The organism is Vibrio sp. ECSMB14106 (genome assembly GCF_000972265.1).
Taxonomy (GTDB): domain Bacteria; phylum Pseudomonadota; class Gammaproteobacteria; order Enterobacterales; family Vibrionaceae; genus Vibrio; species Vibrio kanaloae.
This window is the reverse complement of record NZ_LAUM01000020.1, coordinates 75,245-95,745: the sequence shown is the minus strand read 5'-3', so window position 1 is coordinate 95,745 and position 20,501 is coordinate 75,245. Positions and strand designations below refer to the sequence as shown.

Annotated in this window: 21 protein-coding genes; 8 read left to right on the top strand and 13 right to left on the bottom strand. The window is 44.6% G+C overall.

The window, feature by feature from the left end:
* Positions 1 to 27 precede the first annotated feature (27 nt).
* Genes rpsD through rplQ form a run of 3 tightly spaced genes read left to right on the top strand, consistent with a single transcriptional unit; the run spans position 28 to position 2,068 of the window.
* Complete coding sequence (gene rpsD, locus WR49_RS14320; RefSeq protein ID WP_004738777.1) at positions 28 to 648, top strand: 30S ribosomal protein S4; 621 nt, start codon at positions 28 to 30, stop codon at positions 646 to 648.
* A gap of 22 nt (positions 649 to 670) precedes the next feature.
* The gene (locus tag WR49_RS14315; RefSeq protein ID WP_004729813.1) at positions 671 to 1,663 is read left to right on the top strand and encodes a DNA-directed RNA polymerase subunit alpha; all 993 of its coding nucleotides are present in this window, start codon (positions 671 to 673) and stop codon (positions 1,661 to 1,663) included.
* A gap of 24 nt (positions 1,664 to 1,687) precedes the next feature.
* The gene (rplQ, locus tag WR49_RS14310) at positions 1,688 to 2,068 is read left to right on the top strand and encodes a 50S ribosomal protein L17 (RefSeq protein WP_017054809.1); all 381 of its coding nucleotides are present in this window, start codon (positions 1,688 to 1,690) and stop codon (positions 2,066 to 2,068) included.
* A 231-nt stretch (positions 2,069 to 2,299) separates the two neighbouring features.
* On the opposite strand, the gene WR49_RS14305 is transcribed toward rplQ, so the two are convergent.
* A complete protein-coding gene (locus tag WR49_RS14305; RefSeq protein WP_046224473.1) occupies positions 2,300 to 2,794 on the bottom strand; it encodes a DUF2780 domain-containing protein in 495 nt (164 codons plus the stop codon).
* Between the two features lie 134 nt (positions 2,795 to 2,928).
* On the bottom strand, positions 2,929 to 3,549 hold the full coding sequence (locus tag WR49_RS14300) for an FKBP-type peptidyl-prolyl cis-trans isomerase (protein ID WP_017055369.1): 621 nt from the start codon (positions 3,547 to 3,549) through the stop codon (positions 2,929 to 2,931).
* A 214-nt stretch (positions 3,550 to 3,763) separates the two neighbouring features.
* Between WR49_RS14300 and WR49_RS14295 the strand changes: the two genes are divergently transcribed.
* Positions 3,764 to 4,342, top strand: coding sequence for a LysM-like peptidoglycan-binding domain-containing protein (locus WR49_RS14295; RefSeq protein ID WP_017055368.1), 579 nt, complete (start codon positions 3,764 to 3,766; stop codon positions 4,340 to 4,342).
* A 43-nt stretch (positions 4,343 to 4,385) separates the two neighbouring features.
* Here the strand turns inward: WR49_RS14295 and WR49_RS14290 are convergent, their stop codons facing one another.
* The 10 genes from WR49_RS14290 to WR49_RS14245 form a co-directional block, all read right to left on the bottom strand.
* Entirely contained in the window at positions 4,386 to 5,234 is an 849-nt protein-coding gene (locus tag WR49_RS14290; RefSeq protein ID WP_017055367.1) for a DMT family transporter, read from the bottom strand.
* A complete protein-coding gene (locus WR49_RS14285) occupies positions 5,234 to 5,686 on the bottom strand; it encodes a GNAT family N-acetyltransferase (RefSeq protein WP_046224472.1) in 453 nt (150 codons plus the stop codon). Before WR49_RS14285 ends, WR49_RS14290 begins: the two co-directional genes overlap by 1 nt.
* 57 nt (positions 5,687 to 5,743) lie before the next feature.
* Positions 5,744 to 6,310, bottom strand: a complete 567-nt coding sequence (locus tag WR49_RS14280) for a Crp/Fnr family transcriptional regulator (protein ID WP_017055365.1) — start codon at positions 6,308 to 6,310, stop codon at positions 5,744 to 5,746.
* A 71-nt stretch (positions 6,311 to 6,381) separates the two neighbouring features.
* Positions 6,382 to 8,136: a lysophospholipid acyltransferase family protein gene (locus tag WR49_RS14275; protein WP_046224471.1), complete on the bottom strand. Its 1,755-nt coding sequence runs from the start codon at positions 8,134 to 8,136 to the stop codon at positions 6,382 to 6,384.
* Between the two features lie 102 nt (positions 8,137 to 8,238).
* A complete protein-coding gene (locus WR49_RS14270; protein WP_046224470.1) occupies positions 8,239 to 8,676 on the bottom strand; it encodes a YHS domain-containing (seleno)protein in 438 nt (145 codons plus the stop codon).
* 12 nt (positions 8,677 to 8,688) lie between these two features.
* Positions 8,689 to 9,438, bottom strand: coding sequence for an NRDE family protein (locus WR49_RS14265; RefSeq protein ID WP_046224469.1), 750 nt, complete (start codon positions 9,436 to 9,438; stop codon positions 8,689 to 8,691).
* Positions 9,439 to 9,440: 2 nt separating this feature from the next.
* Complete coding sequence (locus tag WR49_RS14260; RefSeq protein WP_046224468.1) at positions 9,441 to 9,983, bottom strand: DinB family protein; 543 nt, start codon at positions 9,981 to 9,983, stop codon at positions 9,441 to 9,443.
* Between the two features lie 19 nt (positions 9,984 to 10,002).
* On the bottom strand, positions 10,003 to 11,136 hold the full coding sequence (locus WR49_RS14255; RefSeq protein ID WP_046224467.1) for an ATP-grasp domain-containing protein: 1,134 nt from the start codon (positions 11,134 to 11,136) through the stop codon (positions 10,003 to 10,005).
* Positions 11,133 to 11,720, bottom strand: coding sequence for a DedA family protein (locus WR49_RS14250; RefSeq protein ID WP_046224466.1), 588 nt, complete (start codon positions 11,718 to 11,720; stop codon positions 11,133 to 11,135). The genes WR49_RS14255 and WR49_RS14250 overlap by 4 nt, the downstream gene beginning before the upstream one ends.
* 286 nt (positions 11,721 to 12,006) lie before the next feature.
* A complete protein-coding gene (locus WR49_RS14245; protein ID WP_046224465.1) occupies positions 12,007 to 13,983 on the bottom strand; it encodes a bifunctional 2',3'-cyclic-nucleotide 2'-phosphodiesterase/3'-nucleotidase in 1,977 nt (658 codons plus the stop codon).
* Positions 13,984 to 14,382: 399 nt separating this feature from the next.
* Here WR49_RS14245 and cysD point away from each other — a divergent pair, with 399 nt between their 5' ends.
* From cysD to cysC, 4 genes are all read left to right on the top strand, one after another.
* The gene (cysD, locus tag WR49_RS14240) at positions 14,383 to 15,327 is read left to right on the top strand and encodes a sulfate adenylyltransferase subunit CysD (protein ID WP_261382954.1); all 945 of its coding nucleotides are present in this window, start codon (positions 14,383 to 14,385) and stop codon (positions 15,325 to 15,327) included.
* A gap of 18 nt (positions 15,328 to 15,345) precedes the next feature.
* Positions 15,346 to 16,776 (top strand): sulfate adenylyltransferase subunit CysN, encoded by a 1,431-nt coding sequence (gene cysN, locus WR49_RS14235; RefSeq protein ID WP_046224464.1) that lies wholly within the window; start codon positions 15,346 to 15,348, stop codon positions 16,774 to 16,776.
* Between the two features lie 64 nt (positions 16,777 to 16,840).
* On the top strand, positions 16,841 to 18,565 hold the full coding sequence (locus tag WR49_RS14230) for an SLC13 family permease (RefSeq protein ID WP_046224463.1): 1,725 nt from the start codon (positions 16,841 to 16,843) through the stop codon (positions 18,563 to 18,565).
* 24 nt (positions 18,566 to 18,589) lie between these two features.
* Complete coding sequence (gene cysC / locus WR49_RS14225; protein ID WP_046224462.1) at positions 18,590 to 19,210, top strand: adenylyl-sulfate kinase; 621 nt, start codon at positions 18,590 to 18,592, stop codon at positions 19,208 to 19,210.
* 111 nt (positions 19,211 to 19,321) lie between these two features.
* On the opposite strand, the gene WR49_RS14220 is transcribed toward cysC, so the two are convergent.
* On the bottom strand, positions 19,322 to 20,230 hold the full coding sequence (locus tag WR49_RS14220) for a TIGR03899 family protein (RefSeq protein WP_046224461.1): 909 nt from the start codon (positions 20,228 to 20,230) through the stop codon (positions 19,322 to 19,324).
* Positions 20,231 to 20,501: the final 271 nt, after the last annotated feature.

Genomic DNA, 20,501 nt, shown 5'->3' with positions numbered 1-20,501 from the left:
CGTTTCTAGGAATATTGGAGAAAGATCATGGCAAGATATTTGGGTCCTAAGCTGAAGCTTAGCCGTCGCGAAGGTACTGACTTATTTCTTAAGTCTGGTGTCCGTGCGATCGATACCAAGTGTAAAATTGATAACGCACCAGGTGTACACGGCGCTCGTCGCGGTCGTCTATCTGAGTATGGCGTTCAGCTTCGTGAGAAGCAAAAAGTTCGTCGTATCTACGGCGTTCTAGAAAAACAATTCCGCAACTACTACAAAGAAGCTGCACGTCTTAAAGGCAACACGGGTGCAAACCTGCTTCAGCTTCTTGAAGGTCGTCTTGATAACGTAGTTTACCGTATGGGTTTTGGTGCAACTCGCGCTGAATCTCGTCAACTAGTTAGCCACAAGTCTATCCTAGTTAACGGTAAAGTTGTAAACGTTCCTTCTTTCAAAGTAGCGGCAAATGACGTTGTTTCTATTCGCGAGAAAGCTAAACAGCAATCTCGTATTAAAGCTGCTCTAGAAGTTGCTGAACAACGTGAAAAGCCAACTTGGATTGAAGTAGATGCTGGCAAAATGGAAGGTACATTCAAGCGTATGCCTGAGCGTTCTGATCTATCAGCTGACATCAATGAACACTTGATCGTCGAACTTTACTCTAAGTAAGGTTAAAAAAAGAGAGGACACAATGCAGGGTTCTGTAACAGAATTTCTTAAGCCGCGTCTTGTTGACATTGAACAGATCAATACGACACACGCGAAAGTAACTCTTGAGCCATTAGAGCGCGGTTTCGGCCACACTCTAGGTAATGCTCTTCGCCGCATTCTTCTATCTTCTATGCCGGGTTGTGCCGTAACAGAAGTTGAAATTGAAGGTGTGCTACACGAATACAGCACTAAAGAAGGCGTTCAGGAAGATATCCTTGAAATCCTTCTGAACCTTAAAGGTTTAGCTGTACGCGTTGCTGAAGGCAAAGATGAAGTGTTTATTACACTGAACAAATCAGGCTCAGGCCCTGTTGTTGCAGGTGACATCACCCACGATGGTGATGTAGAGATCGCTAACCCTGAGCACGTAATTTGTCACCTAACGGATGACAATGCTGAGATCGCTATGCGAATCAAAGTAGAACGTGGTCGTGGTTACGTTCCAGCTTCAGCTCGTATCCATACTGAAGAAGATGAGCGTCCAATTGGTCGTCTACTTGTTGACGCTACTTACAGCCCGGTCGATAAAATCGCCTATGCTGTAGAAGCGGCACGTGTAGAACAACGTACTGACTTAGACAAGCTTGTTATCGATATGGAAACGAACGGTACTCTAGAACCTGAGGAAGCAATCCGTCGTGCAGCTACTATTTTAGCTGAACAATTGGATGCGTTCGTAGATCTTCGTGATGTACGTGTACCTGAGGAGAAGGAAGAGAAGCCAGAATTCGATCCTATCCTACTACGTCCTGTAGACGATCTTGAACTAACAGTTCGCTCTGCTAACTGTTTGAAAGCAGAAGCGATTCACTACATCGGTGATCTTGTACAGCGCACTGAGGTTGAGCTACTTAAAACGCCAAACCTTGGTAAGAAATCTCTTACAGAGATTAAAGATGTGCTTGCTTCACGTGGTCTTTCTCTGGGCATGCGCCTAGAAAACTGGCCACCAGCGTCAATCGCTGAAGATTAATCGAAAAGTTAGAAGGATTAGGTCATGCGCCATCGTAAAAGTGGTCGTCAACTCAACCGCAACAGCAGTCATCGTAAAGCGATGTTCAGCAACATGGCTAGCTCTCTTGTTCGTCACGAAGTTATTAAGACTACCGTGCCTAAAGCAAAAGAACTACGTCGCGTAATTGAGCCGTTGATTACCCTAGCTAAGACAGACAGTGTTGCTAACCGTCGTCTTGCATTTGCTCGCACTCGTGATAACGAAGTTGTAGCAAAACTATTTAATGAACTAGGCCCGCGCTTTGCGGCTCGCCAAGGTGGTTACACTCGCATTCTTAAATGTGGTTTCCGTACTGGTGATAAAGCTCCAATGGCTTACATTGAGCTAGTAGACCGCCCAGCTGCTGAAGACGCCGCTGAGTAATCTAGACTAGATTATTAATACAAAAAGCCGAGCATTAGCTCGGCTTTTTTGTATCTGTAGAATAAGGAATAGATAACAAAAATTGCACTATGACGTTTGGCATTTTTTGCCTGTCTTATCTGCTTTATTTTTCAAAAATATCTCGTATCTCGCATATCTTTTCTTCCATACACAAAAAAGAGCACCGAAGTGCCCTTATCAAATTTCAAGCTAGCTATTAATAACTAACGATTATTGCCATACAGCTGCAAGTGAATCCATCAGGCCGCTCGTGGCACCTTGTGACTGTAATGCTTGAAGAATGATTGGCGCAAATGTCGTAACCATTGATGGATCCATACCTAATCCAGAAAATGCACTTTCAACGGCACCTTGTGAGCTTAATAGCGATGATAGACCTGTAGACTCTAGGCTTGACATGCCAGGAATAAGTGATGCGAGTTCTTTGTTGTCGACTGTGCCTAGTGAGTTTTGTGCAAGGGCTAACATTGAACCAATACCACCAACTGCTTGGTCGCTAGTAACAGAAGCTTGGTCAGCTACTGTATCCACAAGAGGTGTTGTTTCGTTCTGTTGAGACCACATATTCACTGCCGCCATTAGTGTAGTTTGGGATAGTTGGGAATAGTTGGTATCTGATGATGAACTGGTTTGTTCAGAGTCGCTAGTGCTAGCGCAAGAGACAACAGCAAGGCTGCTTAAAACTGTGATGAGTACTTTCTTCATTATTCGTCCTTAAGTAATAAAGTAATTTACTCTTTCACTATAAACGAAAAACGGCGATGTAGTGACATCGCCGTTGGATTATTTTAATTTTATTTCCCTATAGTAGTTTGTTTTACTATAGGTTTTTTCAAAAATTAAAGAACAGCTAGAAGTTCTACTTCAAATACTAGAGCAGCAAATGGTGGGATTGCTGCGCCTGCGCCACGCTCACCGTATGCTAGATCTTGAGGGACGTATAGCTTCCACTTAGAGCCAACAGGCATCATTTGTAGAGCTTGTACCCAACCTTGAATTACGCCAGTTACTGGGAATTCAGCTGGTTGGCCACGAGATACAGAGCTGTCGAAAACAGTACCGTCAGTTAGTTCACCGTGGTAGTGAACACGTACTTGCTTGTCTGCTGTTGGAATTTCGCCAGTACCTTCAGTTAGTACTTCGTACTGAAGACCAGACTCAAGAACCGTCACTTCTGAACGAAGAGCGTTGTCAGCTAAGAAAGCCTCGCCGTCAGCAGCTGCAGCTTTAGCTAGTTCTTGACGTGCTGCTTCACCACGAGCGTGTAGCTCTTGTAGTGCGTTGTTGATTTCGTCAATTTCGATAGCTGGCATGTCACCAACTAGAGCTGTTGCGATACCGGCAGCGATTGCGTCAACGTTTAGGCCTTCAAGACCAGAACCAGCAAGTTGTTGGCCCATTTGTAGACCGATACCGTAGCTTGCTTTTTGCTCTACAGTTTCAAATTTTACTTCAGACATGAAAAGTCACTCTTTTTGTCAGTACGAAAACAGTAAGAATACCAGTATTAGCATCGTGAAGAAATGGTTAGCCCCTGATCACTTGTGCTTTACTAAGCCCAAAATCACAGCTATGTTAATTTTTCTGCTTTGCTCCTCGTTGTGACGGAAAGATCTATACTGTTGGTACTTTGGTTTTTATACTGTAGTGATTCAACGTATAGGACGCAGTGGTATGAATCGTCGTCAAAAGAAAAAACAGCAAGTTGACCACTTTGCAGAGCTTAAGGATCGACTGCTACAGCTCAAAGTCAAATTGAGCTCACTCGATATAAAAAAAATGAAGGCCACAGTTACGCAAACTTGGCAAGCATTGCCGAAGTTGCACCAAAGGTTATTGATGGTCATAGTGCCAATCGTATTGGTCTTACTTTTCGTGCCGCTCCCAGAGCCTAAAGTAGAGGTAGTTCCATCAACATCGCGTGTCGCACTTGAGATAGACACCGTTGGGTTAAGTAAACAGCAAAATACAAAAAGTACCCCATCAGAATCTAGCACCTGGCAGGAGTATCTTGTTAAGCAAGGTGACACTTTGGCGCAGGTTTTTCGAAACAATGATTTACCGCTGTCTGATCTTAACGCTTTAGTCCGTATTGAAGGCTCTGATAAGCCTCTTAGCCAGATCCGAAAAGGCCAGCTAGTGCGATTTAAAGTTGCAGAAACGGGTCAACTGGATATTCTTCAACTAGAGAAAGGCGACACTTCGGTGATGTTTTTCCGACTGTCTGATGGTGGCTTTGGTCGAAGCAAGTAAATCAGACGAAGTTGATAGCTACCTATTCTTTGATAGAAAAGAGCTAATGACTAGCTCTTTTTTTTGGGCGTTTGAAAGGTGCCAGCGGCAAGATAATCAGCATGATTCCGATAAAGGTCAATGTGTCTGGGATTTCATCGAACCATGCTGCTCCGATGAATGCAACAAAGACTAACCCCGAATACTCTGCCAATGCAATTTGGCTAGAGTGAGCTTTCTGATAGGCGGCAACGGCCAGACCGTTATAGCTCAGTATCAATGTTGCGCTTAATCCAATGTATCCCAAATGTTCTATGGAAACCGGTTGCCAGTACAGGAAGCATAATATCAATGAAGCTGGAACTGAGAATAATGTTGTCCACCACAGCGTCGTGACCACCGATTGCTCGCTAGGGAGTTTTCTTACTAGGACATTGAAGAGTGCGAGTGTGAGCGCTGTGCCCAAAGCAAACAGTGCTGCCCAGTGGAATTGCGATGGCCTTAAGACTATCAGCGCACCAATGAAGCCGATGGTAGTGGCGATAACCTTGCCAAGTGCTGGTTGCTCTTTCAGTAGAAACATAGCAAGAGGCAACATCAATAAGGGGGCGACGTAAAACACAGCGTTAGCAGTTGCCAAAGATAAATGGGTGATCGCCACAACCATACACCCACTGCCAATTAATATTAGCTGCCCTCGTATAAAGGTGACTTTGGCTTGCTGTAAGCGTCGTTGCTCTTTTTTCTGTTGCAGCCACAAAGGGGTGATGATAAGTAGGGATATCAACTGTCGGAAAAAAATATACTGAAGAGGCGGTACTTCACCATTCAATAGTTTAACTGCTACGTCCGAAAGTGAGGCAAACAGGTTACCCGCAATCAGCATTAGGATACCGACAGTGATATTCGACATTACTTCTCTAATCTCATGTCTACATGTGGAATATCATCTTCCAGGTACATCTCAGAGATCGTCTTGAATCCATGACTTTTGTAGAAGCTTTCTAGGTGTTGTTGTGCGCCAATATCGATGGCTGTACCCGGCCAAAAACCCTCACAGCTTGTTAATGCTTCTTTCAGTAGTTGATGTCCTAGGCCATCACCTCTTGCGGATTGTTTGGTTGCGACTCGACCAATACTGGCGTTGTCATAAGTCGTGCCCGGTGGCAGTAAACGCGCGCACGCTACCAATTCTTCATCAGCGTAGCCTAATAGGTGTTGAACACCTGTGAGTGTGTCTTTACCGTCAAGCTCCGGATAAGGACAAGTCTGCTCAACCACAAATACATCTACTCGTAATTTAAGTAATTGATAAAGCTGTTGCGTTGAAAGTTCTGTAAAGGGAAGTGAGTACCAATTGATCATGTTTATATCCAGAGATTATCGATGATCTGAATGTACTATGCGTGATGATTATTGGCATTAACTATTGTTAATTCTACCTTTAATTCTGCTAAGGCTTATCGAGGTTATTCCTAGGTAGGCTGCAATCTGGTTGTTGTTCAAGCGCTGTTCCAGATCGGGATAATGTTCGCAGAAAAGTTGGTAACGTTGCTCTGGGGTGTAGAGTAGCATAAAGCGTTCTTTGTTTTCTTTATGCATCAGTTGAGTTTCTAACAACTTTAAATACAAGGGGTTATTCGATGAACGCCACTCAGTTAGGGCTATCATTGGAAGTTCTAATAGCGTGATTGGCGTTAAAGTTTCCAGTAGATAAGGGGAGGCTTGTTTTTTTATTAGGCTCTCAAAACCGATGATCCAATCTTGTTCCCAGTAGAACTCTTTGCTGTATTGTTTACCGTCGTCAGTGAGGTAGCAAGCATGGCACAAGCCCTCAAGTACAAAGTAGATTGAGCTCGCCATCTCTCCTTGGTTGATCAGTATGTGTCTAGTCGGCAGTTCAAGCGGTTTCGCGACGCCTAATAGAGACTCAATTTGATTTTCAGAGAAGTCGAAGCTTTGTAATTGTTCGATAAAAGAGGTGTGCATGAAAATAACCTATCCCAAATAAGTGCCGAAATCATCGCACTTATTTGGAGAGACGTACAGAGCAGGATAAATCAGCGTCGAGCATGTTGTTCTAGATAGTCTTGAGCAAGTTTTCGACCCATGTATTTACCTAGAGTTTTCAATGGTACTTTCTTAAGGTTCACCACAATTAAGCCGTCTAACGCATCATTAAATGATGGGTCGACGTTAAAGCACACCAGCTTACCGTTCATCCCTAGATATTGGCGCAGCAGTACCGGCAGGCCTTTGCCTTGCTCCATACGTGCTAACACTTTAGAGAGCAGAGGCACATTCGCCAGTGAAGAGAGCAGGTGATTCTGCCAGAACACATGACTACTGGTATTGAGTGGTGAAGAAGGTGAAACCAGATGCGCTTTTTCTTCATCGTAGTGGTGAATTGATAAGGTGGTCGCGATCAACAGGCGCGCATTGTGGCTGTAATCATTACTGATACTGACCGGGCCAAATAGGTGGGTGTATTGAGGGTGACGAGAGACAAAGGTTGCGATACCTTTCCATAGCAGTAACAGTGAGTTAAGGCTTTTTTGATAAGGTTTACTCACTACAGAACGCCCAAGCTCGATACTGTTGTCTAACGTATCGATGAACTCTTGATTGTAGTTAAACAGACTACGAGAGTAGAGCTGATCAAGTCCGTGCTCTGCGATTAATTTGTCGACCATACCAAGTCGATAAGCGCCGACCAATTCTGCCTTCGCTTTGTTCCACACAAACAGTTGGTGGTAGTAAAGATCGTACTCATCTAAATCACAAGCAAGCCCGCTGCCTTCTCCAACTTCTCGGAAACTCTCTTCTCTGACTCGACCGATCTCACGCATTAAGTTTGGAATGGATTGGCTTGGTGTGCAGTAGACCTCAAAGTCGCCCTGCTCGAGTAGTTTCATATCTTCAGGGAGTGAGTCTATTTCGATTGATAATACTTCTGGTGATATTGGCGCTATCACTTGGGTATCGAAAGAGGGCGCGTGGATTGGCGTACTCAGGCTATCTTGTTGACTCATGAGGTAGGTATTGAGTCGTAGGTAGTTGACGATATCCATCTCTTTTTCAAACGATTTTATCTCTGAATACGGAATCGATGAGCCAATTGAGATAGAGATAGTCGTCGCTTGCTTATTCAGAAGTTCACGGCCGAGTAGAGCGGTTCTTAATAGCGGATGGACTCGACCTGCTTGATAGAAAAGTTCACTGTTTTTACCATTGATGAAGGTCGGAACCGTAGTGGCTTGATGACGTTTGACGAATTTGGCAACCGATTTGCTCCATTCGATGTCTGTTAGTGTTTTTGTCCCTTTACGGTAACTCGATACTTCGCCCGCAGGGAACACGATCAACAGTCCACCGTCTGCTAAGTGACGATTGGCATCTCGAATGGCTTTAGTGTTGGTTCGTTTCGATTCTTTACTATTAAAGACATCGACCCCAATGAAAAGCTCATCCAATTCAGGCAGGCGTTTAAGTAACTCATTTGCCAACACCTTCACATCCTTTCTTACCGATCCTACGAGATCAGCAAGGATCACGCCTTCAATCGCGCCAAGAGGGTGGTTAGCCACAATCACGACAGGCCCTTTTTCCGGGATGCTTTCTGTGCTTCCCGATGCAACCGAGTAGTCGATATTGAGCGCCGACAGAGTGTAATTCATGAACTCGAAGCTAGATAACTCGTTTTGTCGATCTTGATAGAGTCGGTCTAGCTTAGATAGCCCAGTTGCCCACTCGACAACAGACTCACCCAAACCAAAAGGCGTGTAACGTGGTAAACGAAAAGGACTATCAATCATAATGAAGCTACCTTATTGACTAAAGTTGTTTAGGAAACCGTCTTGATTCTTGAAATCTGTCACACTTAAAAACCGCACCGCATAGCTAGATTGGGTTCAGCTCTATTTAATGAGTTTCGGCCAAACTTTATCGGCTTGTTGAATGTGCTGTGCTTGGTCTTGTTCCCAACGCTGCTTAATCTCTTGGTCGTAGTTGAGGTAAAGCTTGTTATCAACGATCGACCATTGATGTGGGTCACCCGGCGCAAAGTCACTTTTTTCCGATACGGCCCAAGCACAATAACCACCATATTGAGGGGCATATTTTTCAGGATTACTAACAAATAAAGTCAGATTCTTTTCAGAAGAGAAATACCAGTCCGCCCCTTTGTACTCAGTGTTGAATTTTTTACTGCCTTCAACGGGCTTCCCGGAAGTGAAATAAGCCACAGTGTCGTAGCCATCGAGCGCCTTGCTGCTAAAGAATCCGGTGTAGATTTCATCGGCGGCAAATACGTAAGGGCTAACAAGTAGCAGAACCATGGTTAATAGTTTTCTCATGATGGGCTCCATCTATAGATTGATTGCGGGTGATAAATCAAAGGTAAAGCGTTGCTGATTTATCTGGCATGGTTTAATGGGCTCGCATGGCGAGCCGGGTGTATAAAACATAGAGGCTTGGCCATGCAGATTACGTAAGTGTGTAAAGCTCACGGTATGTGCGTCTTCGCGATGCATACAGGTCGCTAAATGAGGTTGTTCGTTGTGATGGTGAGAGTGAAACTGCAGTAAGTTCTGTTGATTCTTGCCTGTTGCCATAAGTTGGTCGTACTTTGCTTGTCGGTAGGTTTGCACTCGCTCTAAATCAACACCAGATGAGAAGAGTGGAGAATCGGTTTCGACTATTTTTTGTTGAATGCCATCCCACATGTAGGCGATAACCAAACCATGGTGTTGAGTTAAGTTCGGCGCGAAAGCCAGTAGGGTAAACGGGGCAAAGGAATGCAGATCGAGCTTATGAAATGCATCAGAGAGCTGACTGATATGACGACTCGATGATAGGTTCTTAAGTAACAAACCACGGCTGACCAAAGGGCCATCAGGTACAATGCCTTGATAGTTATTGAGTAGACAAAGCGAAAGCCCGAACTCATTAATGCTTATCCAACTACCACCGCCAGTTGGGTCGAGTGGCATAATGATATCGACACCGTTAACTCGATATTGTTTGGGCGGCATCGCCAGTGCTCGCGTCTTTTGTTCATCACGATTAAAAAAGACCTGATAGCCATTTTCTTCAAGTAGCCAAGATACTGAACACATGGTTATTGCTCCCTCAGATAACTACTGGTGGCTGGGGCATAACCAAAAGTGTTGCAGGTTTCCATGTCTAGGAAGCTGGTGATCACCTTGATCATCGCGTAATGATGATTGGCATGCAGAGCGGCAAAGGTGATCTCTCTTTCTAGCGTAGAAGGCAGGCTTGCAAACACCTGAGTATCCATCGAAACCTCGGTTTGGATCATGATGGGCGCTTCGAGATCGTTGCGGTCTAGTCGCTCAAGCCAGTTGATCACATAGCGGATCTCTTTGACTGCAATTGAGCGGTTGTATTCGACTGGATGGCCACGACGACGGGTATTGTAATCAACGGTCGCGTTCTCTTTTAAAATCAGAGCATGAAAAAGATCGAGCGTATGACGAGTATGCTCACCAATAGAGCTTGTGACGTGCGGCTTCGCTCGTGTCAGATAGTCACTGTCAGATATTGCTAACAAGAACTCTAAACCCTGATTCAATATCTCTGTCGCTCCCTTGATACTGGGAGAGACAGAAGTGAGGGCGCTTGGTTGGGCTATCGGGTTCATTCATGATCCTCGTACAAAGTTAGTCGGTGGCCGGATATTGTTGAACAAGGCGTCGCTCTTCTTGCCACGCGTTAAGCAAGCTCTTAAAAGAAGGAGGTTGATGGCCTCTTTGTTTTTGTTGAGCGCCAATATCAAAAAGAATGCGGTATTGCAGAAGTAGCGTAGAAAATATCTCTCGTAGTGGTGTGTTGCGATCCCAGATGTGCCCGGCTTCACTGCTTGCACCATTGACCTCAAGGATGGTGAAATCCTCACCTTTCATTAGGCTGTACATGTCCTTAAACTTGACGTCGAGTCGACCAAAATGGAAGCCATCGAAGTCGTCGAATATCTCATCTAAACATTCGGTTAAAGCTTGAGTAATGTATTGATTACCGTCTCGGAAGATGCAGCCACGGCTATGACTACCTGCAAACGCAAGTTGGAACTCTTCGCCCTCTGCGAGCACTAGATCCAATTTATCTTGATGCCTTGGCAGATAGAGGTGACTGAGCTGCCCAGCACGTGGGCTGTTCTCGATTAACTGCTTGAGTGTCGAGGTACCATTTCCCGTCACCATAGGCGAATATTTGAGAGTGATCGAGATGATCTCGCCTTGCTTTTTGTTTGGATAACGAACATAGAAAACACCCGCTTCAGCCTGATAAGGCGCCTTTTTTTGCAATAGAAAGCGAGCACTAATTGGGAAGGATTCAATATATTGCTCAAGCTGATCTTGGTTGTTGATCAGTTTTACTCCAACACCTCGGCAACCCAGATCCGGTTTCGCCACAATAGGGAAATCGAGATCCGATTGTATCAATGCGCAGTGTGCATTTTCGGCTTGTTTTTTACTGCTGAGATCCGTTTTGGTTAGGGTGATAAACGGTGAGATCCAACACTGACTTGAAGATCCGGCAAGGCTCAATATCTCATGCTTTGATTCGCCGACCATGCCACTGAGTTTGATGCTCGGGTTGGCGATGAGCGGCAGCGCCCAGTCAAAGTGCCGTAACCCTTGTATCAGGCTTTGCATGACCACTGGCGTGTAGAAGAACCAAGTCGGAAGAAACTCATAAGGAGAGACACTACGCACGGTATCTTTTTCAAGCAGAGGCATGCCTGCATTAATTTGATGTGCGGGAATGATGCGAATATCTTGCGGTGAACTCATGATAATCCTCTAGAGTAGGTTTTATTCATTAATCGATTGCCGATAAACAGCAAAGCGATGGCACACGGGATGACGATCCATTGATATTCAGAGGCTTGCAGCCACGCTGATGTCCCTAAATAGTAGATGGCAGAGAAGACAATGCCAGTCCAGATAGCTGTCGCGCTAATAACTGCAAACAAGAAAGTAGGCAGTGGTATGGCGAAAAAGCCACTTAAAGTAAAACCAACGGTACGTAGCCCAGGAATAAAGCGGATAACAAAAAGGCTGCTGAATGCGTTTTGACGTAATTTAGTACGAAGTGCCCGAAAGTATCGGTTGGTGAGGGCTTTGTAACGAACAGCTCTGAAATAGCGTCCTGATTTACCAAGGTAATAAAGGCCAAGATCACCAGTAGCAATGCCAATGAAAATCGCAAGTAACGCATATTGAGGAATAATGAGCCCTTGAGTGGCTAGACCCGCCGCGGTAACAATCGCCAGATCTTCAAGCAGGTAAGAAAGCGCAATAATGCCAAGCATCAGCCATAGCAGCGACTCCTCCCCTGAATGTAACCATGCTTGAATGCTCTCGACGGTGCCCATCAAATGTCCTTATCTATCCTATAGATGAATGGTTTATTGGCCATTCATTGAGTGTAGTAAATTAAATAGACAGGAGGAGCTGAGAAAAACTTACAGCGTATTGCTGCTTTTTTACGTTGATTAGATTCAATTAGCGGTTTGAGCTGTGTTGTTTAGATGATGAATTAACAGGTGTTTGGGGGGCGAAAGGTAGGGTTTTTAGGATTAAAATTTAGATAACAAAACAAAAAGGCTGAGTCGTTAAACTCAGCCTTTTAGACGGTTAACTATTGATGACTAGAGTAATCTATTTAGTTAGGTCAATTTGGTAAACACCGAAGCCAACATCGTCAGTCGCAACACGTTTCATTGGGTATTGACCCTTATCTTTGATGAACTGTGCCGCTTTCTCACTTGGTGACGTTTCAAAGCGGATATCTAGCTTTTTATCCGTTTTGATTGGTGCGAATGACCAGTTGTTGTCAGCTGTTGGGCTCACTTGGCCTTGTTCTTTGCTTACGCGAGAGATGTAGTTTGCAAGTACAGTACGGTTCTCATCTGGTGCATCAAATGCGATGAAGTCTTCACCTGTACCTGGGAACTTAGCACTGTATGCGCGGTAGTTGTTGGTTGCGATCAAGAAGTCTTGCTTCATGTCGATTGGCTTACCTTGGTAAGTTAGGCTAACAATACGCTGTGAGTCAGGGTTAACCACTTTACAGTTTGCATCGTATTTCGCAGGTTGAGTGACGTCGATTTGGTAATCAACACCGTCGATAACATCGAAGTTGTAAGTACGGAAGTTATCCCACTCGATCAGCTGTTGTGGTGCCGTTGAGTTCACGTCGATCTGGTTGAATTGACCAGCAGAACACTCAAGCCACTCTTTTACTTCATGACCTGTTACTTTCATCGCAACTAGCGTGTTCGGGTAAAGGTACAAGTCAGCAGCGTTACGGAATGTCAGTTGACCAGATTCTACTTCAGTGAAGTTAGCTGGGTCATTCTTACGACCGCCCGCTTTGAATGGTGCAGCCGCTGAAAGTACTGGCGTACCGTCTAAGTCTGGGTCACCTTGGATGAATTGCTCAACGTAATCTTTTTGTGCAAGGTTAACAATCTGTACGGTTGGATCGTCTTGTACTAGAGACAGGAAGCTGTACATCACGTCGTCTGCTTTACCAATTGGTTGATTAACAAACTCACGAGTACCCGCATGGTCTTTTTCTAGTGCTGTTACGATGCCTTCATCAGCAGCAGCAAGTGATTTCTTTTCGATCTTGTCGTAGATAGGACGCGCTTCCGATTGGCCTTTAACGACTTCCCACTTGCCGTCTTTTTGTGCAAGTGTTAGATCCATAACACCAACGTGGCTACCCCAACGACCTGGCATTACTGCCGCAACACCGTTCATGGTGCCGTTTTCGTTGTCAACGCCTTGGATGTTGTCGAACCCTTTACCTGGGAACACGGCGTGAGAGTGGCCGAATGCGATAGCATCAATGCCTTCTACTTCAGAAAGGTAAAGCGTAGAGTTCTCTTCGCCAGCTTTGTATGGGTCTTGAGATACGCCAGAGTGAGGGATAGCAACGATAACCTCTGCGCCTTCCGCTTTCATTTGAGGCACTAACTCGTTAGCGGTCTCAATGATATCGCGAGCGATCACTTTGCCTTCTAGATTCTTCTTATCCCACGTCATGATTTGTGGTGGAACAAAACCGATGTAACCCACTTTTACTTCATGCTCTACGCCTGCAGTATCTTCAAACGTGTGCGTCTTGATGATGTATGGCGTGAAGTAGTGTTTTTTGGTTTTTGCATCGTAAACGTTAGCACTGACGTACGGGAAATCAGCGTCGTTGATCGATTCTTCTAGGAACTCAAGACCGTAGTTGAATTCGTGGTTACCTAGGTTTGCAGCCTCATAGCTTAGTTGATTCATGGCTTTGTATGCGGGGTGAACTTCACCTGCTTCAATACCTTTGTCTGCCATGTAGTCACCCATTGGGCTACCTTGCAACAAGTCACCGTTATCAACTAATACGCTGTTGATTACTTCGCTTTGCGCTTTTTTTACTAGGGTTGCAGTACGTGCTAAGCCGATTTTTTTTGATGGCTTGTCTTTGTAGTAGTCGTAATCCATTAGGTTAGTATGGATGTCCGTTGTTTCTACGACACGTAGTTTAATCACTTCATCGGTATCAGGTGTGGTTGTGCAGCCTGCTAGAGTCAGACCAAGGCCTGCAAGTACAGCCAATGACAAAGGTTTTATTGCAACTTTCATTGTGGGCTCCAAAGTGGATGGTAGAAAATTCATTGCGTAATGTAACAAAATGCAATGAAACAATGATTACAGCTAATTTTAATCCGTGACTTAGATCGATTACTTTGTGCTGCTCTGCAATGAGCCTCCCAAATCTGTTAAATCGACAAATAATTGATATCGATTTAATAGGTCTATCTATCGATAAATGCAGTCCCTTATCAGCTTTTCGAATAAAGAATGAAATTTTAGAATTTCCAGTAATATGAGAGGCTCGTCATAATGCCTAAGTCAAGGACGTATCAGGCAGATGAATAGCAAGGACAGCTCAAAACGAAGCTTCTTTTTCTTCTAGTGCCAATACTCCTATTCACTGAAGTGGATGAGTTAAATCCCTTACTTGGCAAGAACAAGTAATGAATTGCTCGTTATGCGAGCCTTAAAGGAAGCACTGTAATGGACCAAGAACGTTTAACCCACCTAAAACAGCTAGAAGCGGAAAGTATCCATATTATCCGTGAAGTGGCGGCTGAGTTTGATAACCCAGTGATGATGTACTCCATCGGTAAAGATTCTTCTGTGATGCTTCATTTAGCTCGCAAAGCGTTTTACCCAGGAAAGATTCCATTCCCATTATTACACGTTGATACGGATTGGAAATTCCGCGAGATGATCGAATTCCGTGACCGTACAGCAGAAAAGTATGGCTTTGATTTATTGGTACATAAAAACCCTGAAGGTATCGAGATGGGTTGTAACCCATTTGTACATGGTTCTTCGAAACATACGGACATCATGAAAACTCAGGGCCTCAAGCAGGCGTTAAACAAGTATGGGTTCGATGCTGCTTTTGGTGGTGCGCGTCGTGATGAAGAAAAATCTAGAGCAAAAGAGCGTGTTTACTCTTTCCGCGATAAGAACCACACGTGGGACCCAAAAAACCAACGTCCAGAGCTTTGGCACACTTATAACGGTCAGGTTAATAAGGGCGAAAGCATCCGTGTATTCCCGTTATCAAACTGGACTGAACTGGATATTTGGCAATACATCTATCTAGAGAGCATCGATATTGTTCCACTTTACCTATCGGATAAGCGCCCTGTTGTTGAACGTGATGGCATGCTGATCATGGTCGATGACGAGCGTATGGAGTTGCAAGAAGGTGAAGTGATCGAAGAGAAAAGCGTTCGTTTTCGTACTTTAGGCTGCTACCCACTAACTGGAGCGGTTGAATCTGAGGCGAATACGCTCACTGGCATTATTGAAGAAATGCTGGTGGCAACCTCCAGTGAGCGTCAAGGTCGAGCGATTGACCATGATCAGTCGGGCTCTATGGAGCTGAAAAAGCGCCAAGGTTATTTCTAAGAATCTAAGGAAAGAAAAATGAATAGTGCAGTAGAAGCCGAATTGGCTGAACTAGGAATTGAAGGTTATCTAAGTCAGCATCAGCATAAATCTATGCTTAGATTTTTAACTTGTGGCTCAGTAGATGACGGTAAAAGTACCTTAATCGGTCGCTTACTCCATGATACAAAACAGATTTATGAAGATCAGCTAGCCGCGGTTCACTCAGATAGCCAACGAGTGGGCACCACAGGTGAGAAGCCTGACTTGGCACTGCTTGTTGATGGCTTGCAGGCTGAACGTGAGCAAGGCATCACGATCGACGTAGCTTACCGCTACTTTTCGACGCAAAAACGTAAATTCATTATTGCTGATACCCCAGGGCATGAGCAGTATACGCGCAACATGGCAACAGGCGCTTCAACGTGTGATCTGGCAGTGATCTTGATTGATGCTCGTAAGGGCGTGTTGGATCAAACACGTCGCCATTCGTTTATTTCTAACCTGCTTGGCTTGAAACATTTCATCGTTGCAGTGAACAAGATGGATCTGGTGGATTATTCGCAAGATCGTTTTGAAGAGATTCGTGATCAATATCTAGAGTTTGCTGAAAACCTAGAAGGCGAAACCAATATTCAGATCTTGCCAGTTTCGGCGCTTGAAGGCATTAACGTAGCAACGTCAAGTAAAGAGCTCGCATGGTTCGAAGGTCCATCTCTATTAGAAGTGTTAGAGAACGTCGATATTGATAAAAAGCGTTCTGCAGGTGAGTTCCGTTTCCCTGTGCAATATGTGAACCGTCCTAACTTAGACTTCCGTGGCTTTGCTGGCACTGTTGCCTCTGGTCGTGTGAGTGTCGGTGATGAAATCAAGGCTCTGCCGTCAGGTAAAAGCTCTAAGGTTGCACGTATTGTTACCTTTGATGGTGACTTGGAATCTGCGCAAGCGGGCTTAGCAGTCACGCTGACACTTGAAGATGAGATCGATATCAGTCGTGGTGATTTGATTGTGTTGGAAAACGCTCAAATTGAATCAACCAACCACGTATTAGCCGATATCGTGTGGATGACAGAACAACCACTGCAACCGGGAAAAGCTTACGACATTAAAATCGCAGGCAAGAAAACCGTCGGTCAGGTTGAAGCGGTTCGTCACCAATACGACATCAACAACCTGTCGACTCACGAAGTTGACGAGTTACCGCTGAATGGTATTGGCTTGTGTGAGTGGTCACTGAACGAGACCATTGCGCTGGATAAATATCGTGAAAGTGCTGATACCGGAGGCTTCATCGTTATTGATCGTCTGACTAACGTTACGGTTGGTGCTGGTTTGATTCGAGACCGTTTGGGCTCAGTTGAACAGCAAGCTGGTCACTTCTCTGCATTTGAACTTGAGTTTAACGCATTGGTTCGCAAACATTTCCCTCATTGGGATGCCAAAGATTTAAGCCAACTACTGAAGTCATAACGACCAAGTCATCGCTTATTGAATCAGGCGGAAACCCATCGTTTCCGCCATAAAGGACGGGTATATGTGGCAACAAGGATTTGTATTAGCGATTTTGCTTGGCATCATTACTTGCCTACTCGTAACCCGTATTAAGCCGAGCTTTATCTTTGCTGGTGCGGCGTTTATTGCTTTTATGGCAGGACTGATTGACTTGTCGAGCCTGGCTAATAACTTCACTAACTCCTCGTTACTGACTTTAATTCTTCTGATCCTCGCATCAAGTGCGTTGGAGAAAACTCGCTTAATCAGCTGGGTTAGCCGAAATATATCTGAAGGTCGGCTAGGTACAGTAGTAGCGAAGTTGGGTATTTCCACCGCGTTACTTTCATCTTTTACCAATAACACGGCAGTCGTTGTTTCTCTGATCGGTGCGATTAAACGTAATCAGCAACATGCGCCTTCCCAATTGCTTATCCCGTTGTCATACGCTGCCATATTAGGTGGCACGCTGACATTGATCGGCACTTCAACCAACTTGATCATTAATAGCTTTGTTGAAGATGCGGGATTACCGAGCCTGAATTTTTTCACACCCACCCTAATTGGCTTGGCAGTCTTGGTCGGTGGTGTGTTGATCCTTATTCCTCTAAGCTACTTTCTACCCAGTTACGATGATGGATCTCAAGATGATCTACCTTACTTCTTAGAAGCCAGAGTTGAACCGGGCTCACCGTTAGTTGGCCGCAGTGTTAGTGAGAACAACCTAAGAGCACTGAGAAAACTCTTCTTAGCGGAAGTGATTCGAGACGGTAAAACCACCGCGTCTATTGACCCTAATTTTATTCTTCAAGCTCGTGATCGATTACTGTTTTGTGGCGACGTCGAGAGCGTAGCGACACTGCAAGAAATCCAAGGGCTGACTCTGTTTGGTCAACATCACCTTAATGGCCAGAGCTTTGTTGAAGTTGTGGTGAGCTCTTCGGCCAGCTTCTGTAACAAAACCCTGAAAACCAGTCAGTTTAGAGACCGTTTCGATGCGGTTGTAGTGGCTATTCGTCGTGGCCATGAGCGCCTTGAAGGTGGCCTTGGCAACATCACTTTAACGGCTGGTGATACCTTGATTTTGGTTCCCGGAAAACGTTTTGAAGAGCAGCGTCAGCAACACAACAAAGAGTTTGTGTTGATGAATGACCTAGATTCGAGTGCCAAGCTTGATGCGGATAAATCGACGTTAGTTCTATTTGGCTTCGCCAGTGTAATTGGCCTAGCACTTGCTGACGTACTACCTATTATTAAAGGCTTAGCTGTCTTTCTTTTATTGCTGGTGGCCTTTGGAGTGGTACAGCTTGGTGAACTTCGCCGACGTTTTCCCGTTGATATTGTGGTGATTGTTGGTTCAGCGCTGTCGATTGCTCAACTGATGATTTCATCGGGTCTGTCTGAGCGTATGGGGCTGATGTTTATGGAAGCCTTTAATGGTTGGGGCGTGTTTGGTGCGTTAGTCGCGACTTACTTTATGACGTTGGTGTTGACTGAACTGGTTACCAATAATGCGGCCGCAGCACTCTCGTTTCCTATTGGTTACAGCATGGCTGTTGGCTATGGTGTCGACCCAATGCCGTTCATTATGGCGGTTTTGTTTGGAGCGAGTGCCAGTTTTATTTCGCCATATGGCTACCAAACCAATTTGCTAGTTTATAGCGTAGGTAATTACCACCTCACGGATTATCTGCGCATCGGCATTCCAATCTCGATTGTCTATTCGGGTTTGGTCTTGACCTTAATTCCTTACTTTTTCCCATTTTAATGCTCTTTATTTAAAGGACTCATTATGACCGCAGTACTCAAGCCAAAAGATGAGAATGTTGTGTGGCACCAACACTCGATTAATAAAACATTCCGTTCTGATTTGAAATCACAAAAGTCCGCCGTGCTCTGGTTCACGGGGTTGTCTGGTTCTGGAAAGTCGACAGTCGCAGGGGCACTAGAGAATCGTTTGGCACAGCTTGGTTATCATACTTATTTGTTGGATGGCGATAATGTTCGTCATGGGCTATGTAGTGACCTTGGTTTCTCTGAGCAAGATCGCCGAGAGAATATCCGTCGTATTGGTGAACTCGCTAAATTGATGGCAGATGCAGGTTTGATCGTGTTGTCAGCGTTTATTTCGCCACATCAAGCGGAAAGGCAGTTAGTGCGTGATTTATTGCCGGAAGGTGAGTTTCTTGAGGTGTTTGTAAATACGCCACTTGAGGTGTGTGAGCAGCGTGACCCCAAAGGGCTGTATAAGAAAGCGCGCGCTGGAGAAATCCCTAATTTCACTGGCATTAGCTCAGCTTACGAGGCGCCGCAGAGTCCTGAGATAGATCTACCCGCGGGAGAGAAAACACTCGATGAGTTAGTAGAATTGTGTATTGACGCTTTAGAGAAGCGCAACATTTTAGCCAATTGAGTTGAGTGGTATGACTGAGACTACGCTTACTTAGCCATGTATTGAATGTCCCTTTCAGTAACGTAGCCTTGGTTGTGTCGAGACTGCAAGCCTATCTCTTCAATCATATTGTTAAACAGTGTAGTTTACGGTGCTTTTCGTTTCTGTCTGTACCGTGAATTTTTGGCTCAACAGAGTAATCAGTTGGTCGTAGTACTGCATGTTGGGTTTGTTGCCAAGTAAGGTACACAGCTCATTGCCTGTTGGACTAAATCGGTAGTAAACCAGCTTAACCCCTTTTGATATAGGTGCCAGTGACATGCTCTTACCTTGGTAAGCCAAGTGTAACGCTGGATCGAAATCAATTTCACCAGACTCTAATTCAGTACCTAGAATGATACCGATCTCAATTAAGTGAAGCAGGCTAGAGTAGGGCAGATTGTGTCCACCTAGGTTGATAGTGTTGGTGGAGTCTCTTTTACCAAAGCTGAATATTCCTGCATGGGATTTAAAACCAAGTAATAGTTTCCTGCTGTTATCACTGCCAAAACTGCAGCCCAGTGAAGCTGCTCTTTGCAGAGTTAATGCTTCTTTTGGGGTCATGTCTTGCAATATTTTCAGCGCCTTCATCGAGGTTGAGCCTGGATTGGTAACTTCTCTTTTTAACACCTGAGCCCAGAGTCTTTGCATCGATGTATTATGGATCTCTTGCGCCATATCGAAAAAACGGTATAGCCAGTCCTGATCCGGGTCTCCCGCGGCTTCATCCTTACAGGAAGAGTGCGCCAATTTGAGAATCTGCTCTAGATTCTTTTGACGCAGCTCCTTACGTTTTTTCTCACGCAATAGGGCTCGTTCGATAAGCGTGCTCTCAGCTTTACCGTTTGGTTTTACACTATGACTGATTAAGGAATCTAAGCCGAAGGTTTGTGCGATATGCAGCATTCTGCTTGCACTGTCGGCAATATGAGGCTTTTTATCATGCTTATGCTGTGTATCACTTGCATGCTCAATAATTACTGGTTGTTTGGTTTCAGACATAAAAGTACCGTAGGAGACGATTTAACTGCCTAAAATGTAACTCTTTATCTTATTAGTGGCTAGATTTTGCGTGCAGAGTTGAAGACTTCAACAAAATTTTACTTTTGATAATGATAATAAAATGTTAAATTTGTTGTAATTATCAAGGGGGATTTATGAATCAAGTTAATGATAATAAGCTGAAGAAAAAGCTTGGCATAGGGGTATTACTCGTTACTTATGTTGGTTTTCTAGCTTACATGTCTAATTACATCGTATAATTTAGATTAAA

Bases quoted from the DNA above. Each gene is read 5' to 3' on its own strand.
- rpsD (WP_004738777.1), top strand. From the start codon at position 28: ATGGCAAGATATTTGGGTCCTAAGCTGAAGCTTAGCCGTCGCGAAGGT.
- WR49_RS14315 (WP_004729813.1), top strand. From the start codon at position 671: ATGCAGGGTTCTGTAACAGAATTTCTTAAGCCGCGTCTTGTTGACATT.
- rplQ (WP_017054809.1), top strand. From the start codon at position 1,688: ATGCGCCATCGTAAAAGTGGTCGTCAACTCAACCGCAACAGCAGTCAT.
- WR49_RS14305 (WP_046224473.1), bottom strand. From the start codon at position 2,794: ATGAAGAAAGTACTCATCACAGTTTTAAGCAGCCTTGCTGTTGTCTCT.
- WR49_RS14300 (WP_017055369.1), bottom strand. From the start codon at position 3,549: ATGTCTGAAGTAAAATTTGAAACTGTAGAGCAAAAAGCAAGCTACGGT.
- WR49_RS14295 (WP_017055368.1), top strand. From the start codon at position 3,764: ATGAATCGTCGTCAAAAGAAAAAACAGCAAGTTGACCACTTTGCAGAG.
- WR49_RS14290 (WP_017055367.1), bottom strand. From the start codon at position 5,234: ATGTCGAATATCACTGTCGGTATCCTAATGCTGATTGCGGGTAACCTG.
- WR49_RS14285 (WP_046224472.1), bottom strand. From the start codon at position 5,686: ATGATCAATTGGTACTCACTTCCCTTTACAGAACTTTCAACGCAACAG.
- WR49_RS14280 (WP_017055365.1), bottom strand. From the start codon at position 6,310: ATGCACACCTCTTTTATCGAACAATTACAAAGCTTCGACTTCTCTGAA.
- WR49_RS14275 (WP_046224471.1), bottom strand. From the start codon at position 8,136: ATGATTGATAGTCCTTTTCGTTTACCACGTTACACGCCTTTTGGTTTG.
- WR49_RS14270 (WP_046224470.1), bottom strand. From the start codon at position 8,676: ATGAGAAAACTATTAACCATGGTTCTGCTACTTGTTAGCCCTTACGTA.
- WR49_RS14265 (WP_046224469.1), bottom strand. From the start codon at position 9,438: ATGTGTTCAGTATCTTGGCTACTTGAAGAAAATGGCTATCAGGTCTTT.
- WR49_RS14260 (WP_046224468.1), bottom strand. From the start codon at position 9,983: ATGAACCCGATAGCCCAACCAAGCGCCCTCACTTCTGTCTCTCCCAGT.
- WR49_RS14255 (WP_046224467.1), bottom strand. From the start codon at position 11,136: ATGAGTTCACCGCAAGATATTCGCATCATTCCCGCACATCAAATTAAT.
- WR49_RS14250 (WP_046224466.1), bottom strand. From the start codon at position 11,720: ATGGGCACCGTCGAGAGCATTCAAGCATGGTTACATTCAGGGGAGGAG.
- WR49_RS14245 (WP_046224465.1), bottom strand. From the start codon at position 13,983: ATGAAAGTTGCAATAAAACCTTTGTCATTGGCTGTACTTGCAGGCCTT.
- cysN (WP_046224464.1), top strand. From the start codon at position 15,346: ATGAATAGTGCAGTAGAAGCCGAATTGGCTGAACTAGGAATTGAAGGT.
- WR49_RS14230 (WP_046224463.1), top strand. From the start codon at position 16,841: ATGTGGCAACAAGGATTTGTATTAGCGATTTTGCTTGGCATCATTACT.
- cysC (WP_046224462.1), top strand. From the start codon at position 18,590: ATGACCGCAGTACTCAAGCCAAAAGATGAGAATGTTGTGTGGCACCAA.
- WR49_RS14220 (WP_046224461.1), bottom strand. From the start codon at position 20,230: ATGTCTGAAACCAAACAACCAGTAATTATTGAGCATGCAAGTGATACA.